We start from the raw sequence: 16513 nt of genomic DNA, 5'->3' as shown, positions 1-16513 counted from the left end.
GCGACCTGATGCGCGGCGCACCGGGCGCGGGTGTGAGCCATCGGTATCAGGACCTGCGTGACACTCCCGTCCTCATCGCGGTCGCGGCCGTGGGTGATACTTCGTTGCCCGCTGATCATGTGGGGACGAGGAGCAGTCGCATGGAGTCGCAGTCCGAAAACGTCGACGACGCCGTCGCACGTGCGCGTGAACTGGTTCGGGCCAAGCGGTATGAGCCCGCCATTTCGCTGCTGTACGCGTATCTGACGACGCATCCGGAGGACCCCGTCGCGTGGCGCCGCCTCGCCGGGGCGTTGATCGGGGTCGGCGACCATGCCGCTGCGGTCGATGCGGCCGGCCGGGCAATCGAGGTCAGCCCCGAGGATGTGGCGGCGCACCGCCACCGGGCGCTGGCTCAGTCCCTGCTCGGCAGGAATCGGGCGTCGTACTCCGACGCGAAGCGAGCGGTGGAGCTCGCACCCGATGATCATGAAGCTCTGGCCCTGCTCGCCGTGAACGTCCTCCACGTCGATCGCGACGTGGCCCGGTTCAAGGACCTGGTCCGGCGAGCGCTCGCCGTGAATTCGAGCAGCGCCCCTGCGCGGTACCTCGCCGAGCAGTACCGAAGGATCCGCCGCAACAGCATGGCCGTCGCGGTATGGCTTGCGGCCATCCCGGCCGCGGTCGCGCTGCTGGTGCGCTGGTTCGCCGTTGACGAGGCGTCGAGCGACGCTGGCTGGATCATATGGCCTGGTCTTGTCTGCGCGGCCGTCGGCTTCGTCAGCCTCCTGGTCGCGAGGTCGGCCCGTAACGCACCGCTGATGCTCACACGGCCCCAGGTGTCCATCGCGATGGGCGTCGGCGGCGTTGTCGCGGCAGGTGCGGGGTACGCCGGCACCCACGCCGTCCCAGCCGCAGCCGTCCTCGGCGTGGCCTCGGTCGCGGTGTCGGGTTTCTTCTGGCTCTACCTGCTTCGTCCCCGGGTTTAGCGGCGTGCCGGAAGAGCCCACGACAGGAGGTGGATGGTCTCGCCGGAAGGGCCGCACACGTCCCGAGACTGATCTGTCACGCAGGTCCTGAGACCCGACATCGCCGGCTGCTGGCCGGCCTCAGCTCGGCGGCCTCGTAGCTGCCTTACTCGTCTGCTCACGCCACTGGCCGCCGTCGGCCTGGGCGAGACGCTGCACCAATGCCCGGCTCTTCCTCCGAGTCGATCACCCCGGAGCACCCTGCCCGTCTCGGAGTCACCCGCCCTGTGACCACGTGCCATCGGACCTCGGCCAGATGGTGCTTCGACCGGAAACGTCTACCGGGTTGGCGGCGGCGGGGCCGGAACCGGTTGGATGAGACGCGCATCCGACGGTTCGGGGGCGCGGTGGCGGAGCCGGTCAAGATCAGGAGGCTGACCGAGCAGGAGGGCCAGCAGTTGGATCAGCCCGGCCTGCCTGGGCCCTCGGTGGGCGGGGGCGTCCCCGCCTGCTCAGCCCGGCGCCCGCACCACCGCCAGGCGCGCCACGAGTGCGCGTCTTACGCGTTCGGGTCCCAGTCTGCGAGCTGCTCCATCGGCGCGGTGTCGCTGGTGGTCTCCAGGCCGTCGAGCGGGATGCGATCGGCCAGAGCGTTTTGCACCTCGGGTGTGTATCACTGCGCACCGGCCGCCGGGTAGCAGATTTGCCGGGCGAACGCGTCGACAGCCGGGCGGAGCGCCGGCGCCGAAGCCGTCCTGAGACTCCGCGCCAGCGCCAGCGGAGTGGAACGAAACCTGGTGCGTCGAGGGTCCACCCGGTCGGAACCCCGACCGGGTGGACCACGAGGTGCCTACCCTTCGGTCAGCCGGTAAGCCCGGATGATGGTCTGATCCACCGTGTTACCCGCGCTGTCGGTGCTCCTGGCTCGCAGGGAAACGTAGCCGGCGGTTGCTGGATGACGCACCGTGAGTATCCCGCCGGCACCAGACCGATTCAGCTCCACCCGCTGCCACGTCCGCCCGTCGTCATAGGAGGCGTCGACGGTGAGGTCACGGACTGTTCCGGTGGGTGCACCCGGCTGGCGATACACCGTTACGGGGATCTTGACGGTGGCTCCGGCCAGCGCCGCGTTGGTCCTGTCCAGCTGTGGAGCGAACCGCACCACCGAGACCGGCAGCGCAGCGCTGCTGGCGGGACCGGCGGCGGACCGGAACGTCCACTCGATGCTGGTCCGGGTGGCCAGGCTGGCCGGCGCGTCGCGTCGGGCGTCGAGCCGGAGCCGGTAGCCGGCCGGGTCGGCGGGCACCTCGAACGTGCTCTCCCACCCGTCCGCAGTGCCGAGCAGACTCCCGTTGCGGTAGAGCGAGGAGGTGTATTCGGCGTCCTGCGAAGCCGCGAACCGGCCGACCACGTCCGAGTACAGCGCGAGGTAGGCGTGAATCGTGTTGTCCGTCCGGGCGACCCCCTTCGGCTCGCCGTCCGGGATGTCGAGCTCGAAGAAGGCCGGGCCGAACACGCCCCGGTTCCAGCTCTCCCGGTAGACGCGGCCCGGCTGGTAGCGGCCCACGCCCCACAGCGAGGTCACAAAGTGCTGATTGTCCGCGCTGTGCTCGAGGAAGCCGTTCTCCCACGTCACCCCGGCGTCGACGTTGTAGTACTCGGTTCGGGTCAGGGGCAGCGCGAAATCGACGTCGGCAAGAAAGCCACCGCTGGGCAGACCCTCGGCCGCGGCGATCGCGTGGAAGCGGCCGCGCAGCCCCGGGGTGGAGCTGGCGTACGAGGCGTACACCGTGGCCAGTTCCTCGGGACGTACGTTACGGACAAATCCCGTGGGCACGCTGCCCCGCACATACCAGGCGAGCCGATAGGCGTACGGGCTGTCGGTCGGGCCGGCGTCGCCGCCCCGGGCCCACTGGCTACCGACCTTCGCCCACACACCGTCCTGCGGGCCGGCCGGCCCGAGCTGCGCGCTGTAGATCTGGTCGAACGAGTGGCCGTGGGTGAGGCTGGCGATGCCGGCCCCATCCTCGGTCGCAACGCCCACGATCAGTTCCGCGACAAGTGAGCTGGCCGTGGCGTTCGGCACGGTCACCTTGAGCGGTTCAGCCAGCCGGGCGTCGAGGCTGACGGTCTGGTTCCGGGTCAGCTCCAGTCGGGGCTGCACCAGGTGGGTGAAGTCGCCGTCGGGCCCGTAGATCCAGGTGCCGACCATGTACGTCCCCCGAGGTAGCCGCAACCTGCCACTGGCCGGCACCGGAATCTCTTCGGTCGTCCCGTCGGTGCGGTAGAGCATCGGCATCACGTCGGTGGCCGGGCTGCCGTCCCGGTTGGTGTGCACCAGCGTCATGTCGTAGCTCTCGATCTCCTTACCGACCGACAGCGGCGTGTTCACCACCAGATCGCCGGCGGTGGCGACCAGGTAGCCGCCGTAGTTGCCGTCCGGCACGTCCAGCCGCGTGGAGACGGTCAGCGTGGTCTGGGCGGTGCCGCCGGCCGGCACGGTGAGCCGGTTGGCGGCCAGGGTGAACATCCCGACCGGGGCCGGCTGGTTGGTGGGACCGGTGGCCTGGGCGGTCAGCGTCAGCTCGATCGGTTCGTTGCCGCTGTTGCGGTACGTGACGGTCCTGGTCACCGGCTCGTCGTCCGTGTGTGGCCACTGGTGCAACCCGAACGCCACGCTCGGTGGACTTGCCGTGATCGACTGCGTGGTCGCCCGACCGACGTCCACCCGGCCGGCACCCTGCCCGAAAACCCCGGCGTCGGGGACCCGTTTCGCCGCAGCCATCAGCGTCGCCTTGAGCCGCTCGCCGGACCAGTCCGGATGCTGCTGGGCCAGCAGCGCCGCCGCCCCGGCCGCGTGTGGGGCCGCCATCGACGTGCCGGAGAGCGTCACGTACGCGTCGCCGGGCGTACCGACGTTACCGTCCGAGCTGCGGGCCGCGGTGATGTCGACCCCGGGCGCGGTCACCTCGGGCTTCGCCGCGGCGTCGCCGGTGGCCGGTCCCCGGCTGGAGAAATCGGCGAGAACGTCGTCACGGCTCACCGCGCCGACGGCCAGCGCGGCGGGCGCGCTGGCCGGTGAACCGATCGACTGCGCGGGTCCCGCGTTGCCGGCGGCCACCACGAACAGGGCGCCGTACCGGGCGCTCAGGTCGGTCACCGCCTGCTCCAACGGATCCGTTTCTGGGCCGTCCGGTCCGCCGATGCTCAGGTTGACGATCTTCGCGTGCTGCTCGGTGACCGCCCACTGCATCCCGGCCATGATCCACGACTCGGCGCAACCAAGGACGACGCAGACCTTGCCGCTGACCAGATTGGCGTCCGGTGCCACCCCCCGGTTGCGGCCGTCGGAAGCGGCCCCGCTGCCGGCCACCGTGGACGCGACGTGCGTGCCGTGTCCGGACAGGTCCCGGTCGTCCTCAACGCCCTCGGTGAAGTTCTGCGAGGCCGCGATCCGACCAGCCAGGTCCGGATGGTCGCTGTCGACGCCGCTGTCCAGGACCGCCACCGTCACACCCTTACCGGTGTAGCCGGCCTGCCAGGCGGCCGGGGCACCGATCTGCGGCACGCTGGTGGCCAGCGCCGGCTTGCGCAGGCCGTCAAGCCACACCTTGCGTACGCCGCTGGTCGGGGCGGCTGCCCGCGGCCCGCCGGTCAGGCTCCGCCAGAACTGTCCGGCGTCGCTCCGTGCGGCGCGGACCGCGAAGTTGCCCTTGCCCGGCAAGGCACGCATGACTCGGGCCCCGGCTGTGGCCGCGCCGGCCCGCGCGGTTCGCCCGGCGGCGTCGTCGGCGTACGTGACGATCAGTGGCAGCTCGGCGGCCCGGTCGTCGTAGCCGCTGTGGAGCAGTGTCGTCACATCGAACAGCCTGCTGTCCAGCAGTCCGTCACGCAGCGCACCGACCGCGTCGCTTGGCACCACCCGCAGGTGCCCGGCGGCCCTGGTGGCGGCGAATGTGACGTGCTCCCGCCCCTTACCTCGGGTTATCGAATAGCGGGCGGCGTCGGCACCGTGGACGGTGATCCGGTCGCCGGTGAGCAGGGTGACCGTCCGAGCCGGCTGCACCGGCGCGGGCTTGGCCCGAGAAGGGGCAGCACCGGTGGTGCCCGCAGCGGCCTGACCGACCGTGACCTGGGCACTAGTCAGGACGGCCAAGGCGAGGCCCACCCGTGCGGCGAACTGCCAATGGGACCGCATCATTTTCCACCTTTCATGCATTGCCACCGGACCGGCTTCTGTCCGCTCGTACCGGCGGCCTGGGTGCCGGCGTCACTGAGCGCGGTGGCATGGGCGTTGTCTTGATCGGGGAGACTGGGCAGCTTGCGGAGCGCGCCGTCGGGGGAGCGCAGCGAGGCGGTCCGGTCCTCGTGGTTGACCACCGTCTCGCCGCCGGGGTTGACGGCCTTGACCGCGCCGTCCGACACGATGCTGGCCTGGCCGTTCCGCAGGTCCCACACCACTGAGACGTTCGGGTTGACCGCGGTCGGGAGTTCCGGCGACGGCGAGGTCGCGTCACCGGCGCGCTGGGTCGTGCTCGATGGGACCGAGCCGGACCGCTCGTCCGGTCGGCTGAGCACGCCGTACGCCCACTCGCCCCGGACGCCGAGCAGGCCCGAACCTCCGAAGCCGGCCGGGGCGGTCAGGCGGCTGCCCTGTCCCTGCGCGTTCCACAGGTGGGCGAAGCTGTCCTTGCCGTCGTCGAGCGAACCGACCACGACCCCACTGTCCGAAATGCCGAACGCCGTCGCCCCGCTCGCTGCCGGCAGGATGTCCACTCGGGCGTTCGCGCTGGTGCCGCGCCAGACGGCCGCTGCCATTCGGTCACCCGCGAACAGCACCCCGGCCACGTCTCCGTGGGCATTGATAGCGTTTGCTTCCGCGCCGGTGTAGCCCTTCGGGATCGGCAGTGTGATCACCGTACCGTCGACGAACGCCCAGGCGACCGACCGGCCGTTCGCGCCCTGGCCGCTGCCCACCGTGACTCCGCTGTCGTTGACGTCCTTGGCCTCGGCGGGCCCGTTGACCTTGATGGGTTCGGCCCGCGTGCCGTCCCAGCGGACCGGCGTGGCCAGCGCGTTCCCGACCGAGGAGAACCCGGCCAGGAAGCGACCGCTGGGTGAGCCGGCGTTGACCTCGCCGGTCGTCGCCTTCGCGGGTAGCTCCAATTCCGTCACGGTGCAGGGGGTTGAAGGATCTGCGGTGCCCGCTGCGCCGGAGCTCAGGACCTGACCGCCGCCGTCGTCCGAGCTGCGGTCGAACGCGCTCACCCCGCCAACAGCGGCGAAGCTGAGCACGAGAACCCCGGTGACCGCGGCCGCCGACCGGCGCCGGCGACGTGCCCGCCGGCCCTCGGCAAGCAGTCCGGCCACCGTAACTCGGCTCGACGGAGGCGCTATCTCGGACAAAAGAACACGGACGGCCTCGGCATCGCGACCTTCCTGTCCATGCATTACACCCTCCTCGCTTCCTCAAGACGCCTCTGGTCAACGCCAGGCCACTGCTCACCCAGGAGGCGACGCATTGTGGTCAGCGCACGTGATGTCTGGCTCTTGACGCTGCCGGTGGAGCAGCCCAGCACCGTCGCGGTCTCCTGCACCGACATGTCGCAGAAGAACCGCAGGACCAGCACACTGCGCTGGCCTCGACTCAACACCGCGAGAGCCGAGCGCACAGCGCTGGCGTCCTCCACGCTCGGTCCCGTCCGGGACGGCATCTCGGGCATCCGCCACGACAACAGCACCTTCGCCCAGGACCGGCGGGCCTCGTCGAGGTAGCGACGCACCAGAATGCGGTGCACGTACCCGTCGAGGTTCTCGACCCGCCTTATTTTCGACCACTGCAGGTAGACCGTGACCAGGGCGGACTGCACGATGTCGTCGGCGCGATGCGCGTCGCCGCAGAGCAGGTACGCGGAACGCCGCAGCCTGCTCAGCGCCACCGTGACGTACTCGACATACTCCTCGTCCTCTTCTGCCGACAAGTGGGCTCCTCTCTCCGGCACACCCTCTTATCGGCGCCGAAGCAGGATCCGGTTGACGCCGTCGCCCGAAACTCTCCCGAAGGTTCCGGTGGCGCTGTTGGCGGTCGAGGCGTTGCCGGCGTCGTGGATCACCTGGCCAGGTGGACGATCGGCCGCATCAAGCCGAAGCGGCGGGGCCTGCGCGTCACAGACAGGGAGCCCGCCCCGGCGAGCCGGCGCACCGCGTCGGCGAGCGCCGGCACCGGAACCCGGCCGGCCCGTCGGGATTCAGCGGACCGTTACCGCTGGGTTACTGGCGTGTCGTGACGTGGGCGCGGGTGTGTAGCTCAGGCTCCCGCGCTTCGGCGGTGCTCGTCGGTCTCCATCTCGATGAACGTCTGGATGACGCCGCGGTAGATCCGCTCCATGACGTCGGGGGTCCCGCCCGCCTCGGCGGCCGAAGCGCGGACCCGGGCGATCACCTGGCCGACCCGTTCCGGCGCGCGGACAGCCCCCAGGTCGGTCTTGAGGGGCGCGGCACGGCGGACCAGACTCTCGCGCCGCGCAAGCAATCGAACGATCTCATCGTCCAACTGGTCGATCGCGGTGCGGAGCTCAGCAAGCGCCGCCGCCGTGTCTGCCATGCCGAAGATCCTCGCACACCTGCTCGGGGTCGGGCTGGCCGGACAGGCCGTCAACCCGCATTCCGGGCCGGGGGCCGAATTCCCGCCGCTACCCCGGGTTGGCGTCGTGTGACTGTGGACCCGACCTCACTCGTCGCAGCCGATCCCGTCGCCGTTCCGGTCGAGGTCGTAGATGTCGCGACCCACCACCCGCACCGGTCCCTCGACGTAGGCGGGTCCGTTGCCGCTGCCGCCGGCGCAGTCGACGTCACTGGCGACCGGTACGCACGCCCCGCTGTAGTTCGGGTCGCATCGCCGGGTCTCCCCGGTGCCCACCCTGACCACCTGCGTGACCGGTGCCCTGGTCACCTCCGACCTGATCAGCTTCTTCGCCGTCTGCACGCCGTCGGTGACGGTGACCTGGTAGGTGAGGGTCTTGACGCCGGCGACGCCCCGGGTGGTCACCTTTTTCGTGCCCTTCGGCAGGGAGGAGTCGCTGACCGTCCTGGTCCGGTAGGCGATCCGCTGCGTCTCGGTGACCGTGCTGGTGCGTACCGTCGGCGAGGCGGACACCGTCGGTCCCGCCGCCTCGGTGGGGGTGGCGGCCGGCTGGGTGGGGGACTGCTCGGTGACGGACGGGGCGGCGTCCTCGGAAGCCGCCACGGTCGGGACGGCCTCGGCGCCGGGCTGCTTCCGGCCCTGCGGCTCCGGCGGGGTAGCGACTATCGCCGAGATGACGGCCCCTCCGCAGCACAGCAGCACGAGCGTGACGGCGCTGATCAGTACGACCTTCGCGGTGTTGCGCCGCCTCGGTGGCGGCTGAGGGCCCCAACCTCCCGGTGCCGCCGGGAACTGCGCGGTCGGGTACGGCGGCGGGGTCGTGCCGCCGCCAGGCGGCGGCACGTAGGCGGGGGGAAGAGGCGGAGGCCTGCCCTGCCCGCGCCACGGGTCCTGGGGAGGCTCGTACGTCACGGCTGAAAGTGTGCTGAACAGGGCCAACGCCCAGCACCGGCCAGTCAGCCACGTTCCGGACCGGTCACGCCGACAGCGCACCATTCGTTCGTCCGCTCGGCCAGCGCCGTGAGGCGAAGATCCCCGTCGATCGTCGCTCCGCGCGGCGCGACGGACGGTGAGGGGTCGACCATCCGGCTCGCGACGGGCGGCCGGAGGCGCCCACCTGGGAAACCGGCTTCGGACGACAGGCGGCACGGTCTACGACTGCCCGACGTGCGGATTCGCCGGTCATCTAGCTACCGGGACGACGGCGGTGCTTCCGGACGGCTGCCACGCGCCACTGCGAGCGCGTCAGCGTCGCCGCAGAAGGACCTCAACGCCGGCTCCATGGGGCGTGACCTGCTGATACTTGTCATCGGGCAACGGTCGCGTGCTCACCGGGGACGGGTAGCGTGCCGGCCATGGACGGCGGACAGTTCGGTGACGGGGACGAGGCGAGCCTCGATCTCGTCCGGCCGGTCGTGTTGCTGTCGCAGCACTTCACGGCCGCTACGGTGACCGCGCTGCGACACCTCCTGGCCGCGCGCGTCGCCGTAGCGGGTCTGTCCGGCGACGACGGCGACGATTTCGTGCTGGCGGTCTACGAACTGTCGACCAATGCGATACGCCACGGCGGCGGGTCGGGGTACCTGGAACTCCGCCAGGCGGGCGACAGGCTTTTCTGCGCCGTCAGCGACCACGGCGCGAGCGGGGCGGACCCTCCCGTGGAGCTGCCACCGCCGGACGTGCCGGGCGGGCGCGGCCTCTGGCTGGCCCGCCAGCTGACCGGCGCGCTGACTCTGACCCGCGGACCGGACGGGATCACCGCCACCGTGAGCGCGGGCCCGACCTCCCGGCCGACAGGCCCGCCGTAAGGGCTCGCCGTGGCCGAAGGGCTGCGGGTAGGGTCGACGAGTCCACGAGGAAGGCGAGTCAGGAATGAACCCGGAGCCGACCTGGCAGCACCAGATCCACGCCAACGGCAACCGGAAGACGGTCGTGCTGTCCGGTGAGATCGACATGCAGGGCGCCGCGCGGTTGCAGAACCTGCTCCACGCGGCAGTCCGCGCCGCCGACGTCGTCCAGGTCGACACCGCCGAGGTGTCGTTCATCGACTCGAGCGTCATCAGCGCGTTGGTCGTCGCGCGCAACACCGCGGCCAGAGCCGGTCGTCGCCTCGCCGTGGTCAACCCCAGCCCTCAGGTCCACCGGGTCCTCGACGTCACCGGCGTACTCGACTCGCTGACCGCCGACAGCAGCCGCCCGTAGCAGGCGCAGGGTCCACAGGGGGCGGCCGCCGACCGTCGCGTTCGCGAGCGTGCCCGAGGACAGGACGGGCGGGCCCGCCCGGCAAGCCGGCGCGATATCGGATGTCCGTCAGAGCGGGTCAGGCACACGCCCCAGCCGGGTGAACTGGGCAGGTCAGAGTGGACACCGTCCGGTCGTCATTCGCCGGAGTCGGTGGAAGTGCCGCTGCTTGCGGATTTACACCACCTTCGATGCACAATGGGCAGCGAGACGAGGCGCGCAGCAACGACGACCGATGTGATCCGCCGACATCGATGGAGGTCCGTCCATGGCGTCGACCCCGGCCGGCGGCGGATGCGAGTCGCCGGCGCCACCCCCGCCGATCCGACCTTCGCTGCCGTCGAACGCCGACGTCGAGTGGGACCGCTTCGACCCCCAGGCGTACGTGCGACACAACTACGCCGTCCTGCGTGACGACGATCGGGAGATCCTCCGTCGCACCAGGGACTTCTTCGCCGATGCGGAGCTCGCCGACGCCGACTGTGTCGACGTGGGGTCGGGAGCCAACCTCTACCCGGCGCTGTCGCTCCTGCCGTTCGCTCGCAGGGTCGACCTGTGCGACTGGTCGACGTCGAACGTGAACTGGCTGCGCACGCAGGTCGCCGGCTACGACGAGCTGTGGGACCCGTACTGGCAGGTGTGCGCGGAACACCCGACGTACGCGGCGCTGACCGACCCGCGCGGCCGCCTGGCGCGGGTGGGCCGAGTGCTGCGGGCCAGCGTCTTCGACGTGCCGAGGCACGCCTGGGACGCGGGCACCATGTTCTTCGTGGCCTGCTCCATATCGGCGGACCGAATCGAGGCCGAGCAGGCGATCGGCCGGTTCCTCGACGCCCTGCGGCCCCACTCACCCTTCGCCGTGGCGGTCATGCTCGGCTCCCACGGCTACAGCGTCGGCCCGCGCACGTTCCCCGCCGTCGCCCTGCAACGCGCCGAGGTGGTGGCCGGCATCACGGCCGGCGCGTACGAGCTCAACGTCCACGAGGTGCGCCTGACGCCGCCACTGCGCGACGGATACGTGGGCATGCTGCTGGCCACCGGCCGTACGCGCGGCCGCGCGCGACGCTGGAGCGACGGCTGACCCACCGAAGGACGCGCGGTGGGCGCACCCCGCTGCGGCGGTCAACGAGCAGGCCGCCGACCGGTTGCAGACGGATTCCCCAGTCGGGCTGGGGTGCTTCGGGAACGGCCGGCGTGCCACTGCCTCCGCCGCGACGGCCGATGTCATCGGTTCACCTCGGTATCCGGCAGTCGCCGACGGGCGGCGGACGGATGCGGGGGTTCCCGGGGCCGACCGACCGGGCAGCCTGGACTGCGTCGGCCGATCGGCCCGGTCTGCCGGTCAGAGGGCCCGCGAGTACGGCGGCGGGCCCACGCAGACCTGCCACGAACGGCGCCCGACCGCTGGCCCAGCAGATGCCACACCCCACCGCCTCCATCGGCTGGCCCGACTTCGGGGTGCGGAGCGTGGCGAGAGTGCTCTGCGGCTTCGACACTTCGGTTCACCTCCTGCACGGAAACGATCGGCTCGGGCCGGACGGGAGGGCCCGTCGGGCCCTGCGACCAAGGTGCCGCGGCATGCTCGCGCACACGTGGGGCAAACCTTGGGCCGGCCGATTCCCGATCCGTGGACAGGGGTCAGCGCCGTACCGCGTCCATCTTGGACAATTTGTGGGCGAGGCTTGAACGCCTTCGTCGACGGGGCTCTGCGAGGCAGGGCCGGAACAGGAGCGGCACGGGTGGCGGTGGAATTCGGCCTGCTCGGCGACTTTCGGGCGTACATCGATGACCAGCCGGTCGACGTGGGGCACATCCGGCAGCAGTCCGTCCTGGCCCCCCTGCCCGTCGACGCGAACCGGACCGTCCCGGTCGAGCACCTGATGGACCGGGCGTGGGGCGAGCGCCGTCCGTCCCGGCCGCTCGCCACGCTCTACAGCTGTCTGTCGCGGTTGCGGGGCTGCCTCGCGCCCAGCGCGGAGGTGCTGATCAATCGCCAGGCCGGCGGCTGTCTGTTGGCCGTCGCCCCCGACCCCGTGGACCTGCACCGGTTCACCCGACTCACAGCCCTGGCCCGCAGGACATCCGACTCCGAGCAGGCGCTGCGGCTCTTCGAGGAGTCGCTGCGGCTCTGGCGCGGCACCCCTCTGGCCCATATCGACACGCCGTGGGCGGCCGGCCTGCGGGAGACGTCGCAGCGGGACCGGATTGCGGCCGATCGGGACCGCATCGATCCGGCGCTGCGCCACGGTCAGCACGCGGAACTCGTGCCCCACCTGACGACCTGCGTCGAGCAGCAGCCGTTCGACGAGCGTCTGGTCGGTCAGCTCATGCTCGCGCTGGGTCACTCCGGCCGCCGGGCCGACGCACTCCACCAGTTCGACGAGCTGCGCCGTCGCCTCGACATCGCCTGCGGCCTGGGCTGGATCCGCCACCAGCGGGGCGACTGGGCGCAGGCCCTGGACCCGCAACCAGCAGGCACTACGGCTCTACCAGGAGATCAACCACCGCCCCGGGCAGGCGACGGCGTTGAACGACCTCGGGTGATTGCACTCCGTGCTCGGCGATCACCGGGAAGCGCACATGTTCTGCGCGCAGGCCGTCGTGTTCAACCAGGAGATCGGCGACGGGCACGCCGAGGCGGGAGCGTGGGACAGCCTCGGCCGCGCCCACCACTGTCTCGGCGAGTACGCACAGGCCGGAGCCGTGACGTGCGCCGATGCTCGATCGCGGGAGGGCGTTTACCGTGAGATTCGTTCGGTACGTCGGTACGCGGATTCACGTCACGGCTGACGGTCGCGTCGCCGACACGCGCCATCGAAGCTGTTCGAGAGGCACTCGACTGGCCCGCTACCATGTTGGTGCACGTCATTGTGGAGCACCGTAGATCATCGTGTTAATGGCACCACCAGCGGTTTTGACTCGACGACCACAGCAGACGGCGGTGAATCGTGCGGATACAGCCACGCCAGGAAATCCTCGACATCTGGCGTGCCACGGTGCGTAGTTGCTGGCAGAACGGTGAATGGCACTGGGGAGGCCGAAGTGGCAGCAACTCGATCAGCGACGCGGAGCAGCTGCTGACCCTGCTGCTCCCCGCGGCCAGGGTTCCCGTGCTGTCCCTCGACGATCCCGATCGCGCCGACGACGAGGTGATCGAGGCGCTCAGCCCGCTCGGCAGCGCCATCGAGATCCCCCGCCGGATGATCAGTGTGATCAGCGACTACTTCACCCGGTACACCGACGAGACCGGCACCCCGATCTTCAGCGGCGGAAGCTACCTGACCCCGCTCGACGACGGCCCGGAGCTCACCGAGGAGCAACGCTCGCTGGACATCGTCGACTCGTTCGCGGTGTCCGTCACGCTCACCCTGGCGACGATCGGTTTCGTCAAGGTCTACCGCGGCACCACGAAGCGGCCCGACCTGCTGGCGCAGCTGGACGCCCTCGACGCGATGGCCAGCGTGCGGCTCACCGCCGCCATGGTCGGCCTGCTCCGCAGCTTCAGCACCTTCGTCTTCACCTCCACCGACGAGTACGGCCAACGGCTGTGCGACATGATCAACCAGGACGAGCTGCCGCGCCGCGAGGTGGTGGCCGCGCTGCGCGAACAGTTGCGGGACACCATGGCCAGCCTGCGCAGCGTCGTCATCGGGTCTGGCCGGGTGACCGAGGACCTGGACAGCAGCGAGATGCTGTTCGAGTGCGGCTGGTCGTGGGGGATCATCTCCGGGGCCGAGGATGTCCCGACCACCGAACCGACCGGCCTGCAACGTGAGGGCTCGGCGGAGAACGCCCCCTACCTCTACTTCACGGTCATCGCGATGGACGCCATCGAGGACCTCAACTCCGAACGCACCCGGCTGCTCGGGTTGCTCAACGAGGAGCAGCAGCGGCTGTCCCGGGCACTGCAGCTGCGCTGGGAACTGACCCGGACCTACTGGGCGACGGTGGCGACGTTCGACAACCGACGGCGGTGGCCCATCGAGGACATTCCCTGGCGGACGACCGACGGCGACCGGACCGACTACTACACCCTCCAGGCCACGTCCCTGGCCGTGAAGGGCCTGGTCGCCGGCGGACGCGGCGCCGACGAGGAGTTCGGCAGGATCGCGGCGGTGCTGGTGGAGCTGGCGCAGCGGGCACGGATCACCCGGCGTGCCTCGCTCGACGAGCCGGCGCTGCTCCTGCACGCACCGGGCAAGCGGGTGACCCTGAACGACGACACGTCGAAGCCGATCATGACGTGGAACGTCAACGAGTACTCCACCGTGCTGCTCCAGCGGGCCGCCACCGTCGCCGGTCTGCTCAGCAACGCCCGGCAGCGCAGCGAACTGCTGGAGCTGGCCGACGAGGTGTGGGACCACCTGCTGCTGCGGCGTATCCCCGACGGTCAGCACCGAGGGCTGTGGGATCACGCCGGCGGCGCCTTCCCCGGGCTGGCGCCCAAGCCGGACGCACCCTCCTGGTATCTCACCCAGCGGGTGGTGGAGGCGCTGGTCACCGCCGGTCAGCTGCTCTGGGAGCGGCCGTTCCCGCGGGCCGGTCGGCTCGCCTCCTACGCGCAGGATCTCATCGACGAGGCGGAATACCTGTTCGACCGGGAGTTGATGCGCGGCACCTTCGCCGGTGACGCGATGCAGCGCAGCATGCGCAGCATCCGGGCCAGCCTGCGCCGGGCACAGCTGCTCGTCGACGAACGCCCCGGCACCGCCGCCGCCCTGGCGAACAACCTCCTGCTGCTGCTCAACGACATCGCCACCGGGCAGCAGAAGGCCAGCGAGGGGATCTGAATGCTGGTCTTCGTCACGTCCCACAAGGGCGGCACCGGGCGCTCGGTGACCGCGGCGAACATCGCCTACCGCAGCGCGTTGTCCGGCCGCCCCACCTGCTACCTCGACTACGACTTCGGTTCGCCGACGGCGGGCATCACGTTCCAGATCCCGCAGGCCGTCAACGGCGTGGAGGGCACCGGGCCCAACGGCGGCGGCCTGCACCGATACCTGCGCGGCGAGATCCCGTCCCCCGAGCAACTGGACGTGTGGGGCACCTCGGAGCGGGCCAGCCTGCGCCAGCGGCCCATCGGGTCCGGTCCGCTGGTGCTCCTGCCCGGGCAGCGCAACGGCAGCGAGTTCGGTTTCACCAACGACATCGCCAAGCGCTGCGCCGAGCTCTTCCTCCGCCTGGAGGAGGAGTTCGACCTGACCCTGGTGGACCTCAGCGCCGGCCGGTCGTACGCCAGCCAGATCGCGCTGGCCGCCACCGCCATCGCGACCCTGCGCAAGGTGACGGCGCGCTGGTTGGTCTTCCACCGGTGGACCCCCCAGCACGTCACCGCTGCCGCGGATCTGGCCTTCGAGGCCGGCGGGATCGTGGCCATGGGCAAGGAGTACGGCCACGAGCCGGAGCAGCTGCGGGAGTCCCTGCGCTTCGTCCGCACGGCGGTGATCGATTCACGTGGCCCCGAGGTCGGCCACCTCGACCTTGCGCAGCAGGCCTTCCTGCGCAAGTGCGACGCGGAGCTGTCGGAACTGGCCCGACGGCGCGGCGTCGGGCGCACCACGCTGTTCGGCGCGGTGCCGTTGGATCCCCTGTTGCAGTGGCGGGAGCAGCTCATCTCGGACCACGACGTGCAAAGCAAGATCGCGAACGTCAAGACCGTGGACGCCTTCGTGGATCTGACCGAGAAGCTCTTCGACGAGACGGCATGGGAGACCGTGTGATCGGCGTGGATGTCAGGTTCCAGGAGGCAGCTGCGGTGCGACGTACCGAGAGCGTGGCGTATTCGCATCTGTCCGTGGAGTTGGGGCACTTCTACGCGGAGGACTTCGGCGACGGGTGTCGGGAGCTGCGGCGCAAGTTCGAGCGGATCGCGGACTGGTCGGCCGCGATCCCGGCTCTGGCCCGACGAGGCCTGCCCCCGCACCGGCAACCGCGGATCAGCACCTGCTTCATGGTGGACGACTACTTCCACCGCTTCGGCACCCCCCGTGACGTGATCCCCCAGGTGCAGAGCGCTGCGGCGGAGCACGGCCTGACGCTGGACTACGTGGCCCGGGAGTCCAGTTTCGCGCGGCACGACGGCGTCGAACTGGCCCAGCTGGTGGTCGACACACTGGTGGTCGAGCCGCCCCGGCACACCACCGGAAGCCGCCCGCCGCTGAGCGAGTCGGGTTGGCTGTCCAACGGTCAACGGTCGCCCGGGCACGTCGACGCGCCGGCGATGACCCTGCCGCGTCCCTGGTCCCCGCCGCTGCAGTCCGGCGACCCACAGCACTCCATCTTCGTCGATATCGAGCTGTGGTCCGACGGGCCGAAGGCCCGGGTGTGGGCCTGCGCGCTGCTCGCGTCGGTGTGGCAGTTGACCCGGCTCGGGGTGCTACGACACCGGGGCGAGACGATCAGGCAGCCGTGCCGGCTCGCCGGCGAGCTGCCCACCGACTGGGACGAGCTGCCGGCGATCGTCCAGCTGAACCCGGTCGCCGCCCCGTTCTGCGCGTACCGCACGCTGACCCTGATGGACACGCAGTACCTGCCGGTCGAGCTGGCCGTACGGACCATCCTCGGCCAGGTGGCGGTCCCACCGGCGGTCGCACAGCAGGTCGCGAAGCGGGCCGGCGGCGAAGGGCTGCAACTGCCCAGCGAACTGGTCGACCGGTTGAGCTACGTGTTCATCGGCGAGTGA

Annotated in this window: 13 protein-coding genes; 8 read left to right on the top strand and 5 right to left on the bottom strand. The window is 70.6% G+C overall.

All coding sequences use genetic code 11. The features are described 5' to 3' along the window. Nucleotides 1-140 precede the first annotated feature (140 nt). Nucleotides 141-968 carry a tetratricopeptide repeat protein gene (locus tag GA0070606_RS02195; protein WP_091094818.1) on the top strand — a complete coding sequence of 276 codons (828 nt, stop codon included), beginning with the start codon at nt 141-143 and terminating at the stop codon, nt 966-968. A gap of 829 nt (nt 969-1797) precedes the next feature. Here the strand turns inward: GA0070606_RS02195 and GA0070606_RS02185 are convergent. From GA0070606_RS02185 to GA0070606_RS33105, 5 genes are all read right to left on the bottom strand, one after another. Further along, a complete protein-coding gene (locus GA0070606_RS02185) occupies nt 1798-5148 on the bottom strand; it encodes a S8 family serine peptidase (RefSeq protein WP_091094816.1) in 3351 nt (1116 codons plus the stop codon). Further along, entirely contained in the window at nt 5145-6398 is a 1254-nt protein-coding gene (locus tag GA0070606_RS02180) for a hypothetical protein (RefSeq protein WP_141721528.1), read from the bottom strand. The genes GA0070606_RS02185 and GA0070606_RS02180 overlap by 4 nt, the downstream gene beginning before the upstream one ends. Then, a complete protein-coding gene (locus GA0070606_RS02175) occupies nt 6398-6928 on the bottom strand; it encodes a SigE family RNA polymerase sigma factor (protein WP_091107159.1) in 531 nt (176 codons plus the stop codon). Before GA0070606_RS02175 ends, GA0070606_RS02180 begins: the two co-directional genes overlap by 1 nt. Nucleotides 6929-7254: 326 nt before the next feature. Next, nucleotides 7255-7551 carry a chorismate mutase gene (locus GA0070606_RS02170; protein WP_091094814.1) on the bottom strand — a complete coding sequence of 99 codons (297 nt, stop codon included), beginning with the start codon at nt 7549-7551 and terminating at the stop codon, nt 7255-7257. Between the two features lie 126 nt (nt 7552-7677). Continuing rightward, nucleotides 7678-8193: a G5 domain-containing protein gene (locus GA0070606_RS33105; protein ID WP_245724539.1), complete on the bottom strand. Its 516-nt coding sequence runs from the start codon at nt 8191-8193 to the stop codon at nt 7678-7680. Between the two features lie 752 nt (nt 8194-8945). On the opposite strand from GA0070606_RS33105, the gene GA0070606_RS02160 reads away from it, so the two are divergent. The 7 genes from GA0070606_RS02160 (at nt 8946) to GA0070606_RS02130 (ending at nt 16513) form a co-directional block, all read left to right on the top strand. Next, complete coding sequence (locus GA0070606_RS02160; protein ID WP_091094812.1) at nt 8946-9398, top strand: ATP-binding protein; 453 nt, start codon at nt 8946-8948, stop codon at nt 9396-9398. A 64-nt stretch (nt 9399-9462) separates the two neighbouring features. Then, a complete protein-coding gene (locus GA0070606_RS02155) occupies nt 9463-9792 on the top strand; it encodes an STAS domain-containing protein (RefSeq protein ID WP_091094811.1) in 330 nt (109 codons plus the stop codon). A gap of 307 nt (nt 9793-10099) precedes the next feature. Continuing rightward, nucleotides 10100-10912, top strand: a complete 813-nt coding sequence (locus tag GA0070606_RS02150; protein WP_091094810.1) for an SCO2525 family SAM-dependent methyltransferase — start codon at nt 10100-10102, stop codon at nt 10910-10912. Between the two features lie 658 nt (nt 10913-11570). Next, nucleotides 11571-12578, top strand: coding sequence for an AfsR/SARP family transcriptional regulator (locus tag GA0070606_RS02145; RefSeq protein WP_091094809.1), 1008 nt, complete (start codon nt 11571-11573; stop codon nt 12576-12578). A gap of 201 nt (nt 12579-12779) precedes the next feature. Then, nucleotides 12780-14621 carry an SCO2524 family protein gene (locus tag GA0070606_RS02140; protein WP_141721525.1) on the top strand — a complete coding sequence of 614 codons (1842 nt, stop codon included), beginning with the start codon at nt 12780-12782 and terminating at the stop codon, nt 14619-14621. Then, nucleotides 14622-15551 (top strand): SCO2523 family variant P-loop protein, encoded by a 930-nt coding sequence (locus GA0070606_RS02135; RefSeq protein ID WP_091094807.1) that lies wholly within the window; start codon nt 14622-14624, stop codon nt 15549-15551. Further along, nucleotides 15536-16513 (top strand): SCO2522 family protein, encoded by a 978-nt coding sequence (locus GA0070606_RS02130; RefSeq protein WP_281190556.1) that lies wholly within the window; start codon nt 15536-15538, stop codon nt 16511-16513. Before GA0070606_RS02135 ends, GA0070606_RS02130 begins: the two co-directional genes overlap by 16 nt.

The sequence above is a fragment of the Micromonospora citrea genome, assembly GCF_900090315.1.
Lineage (GTDB): Bacteria > Actinomycetota > Actinomycetes > Mycobacteriales > Micromonosporaceae > Micromonospora > Micromonospora citrea.
The sequence above is the reverse complement of the archived record's forward strand: the minus strand, read 5'-3'. Positions and strand labels throughout refer to the sequence as shown.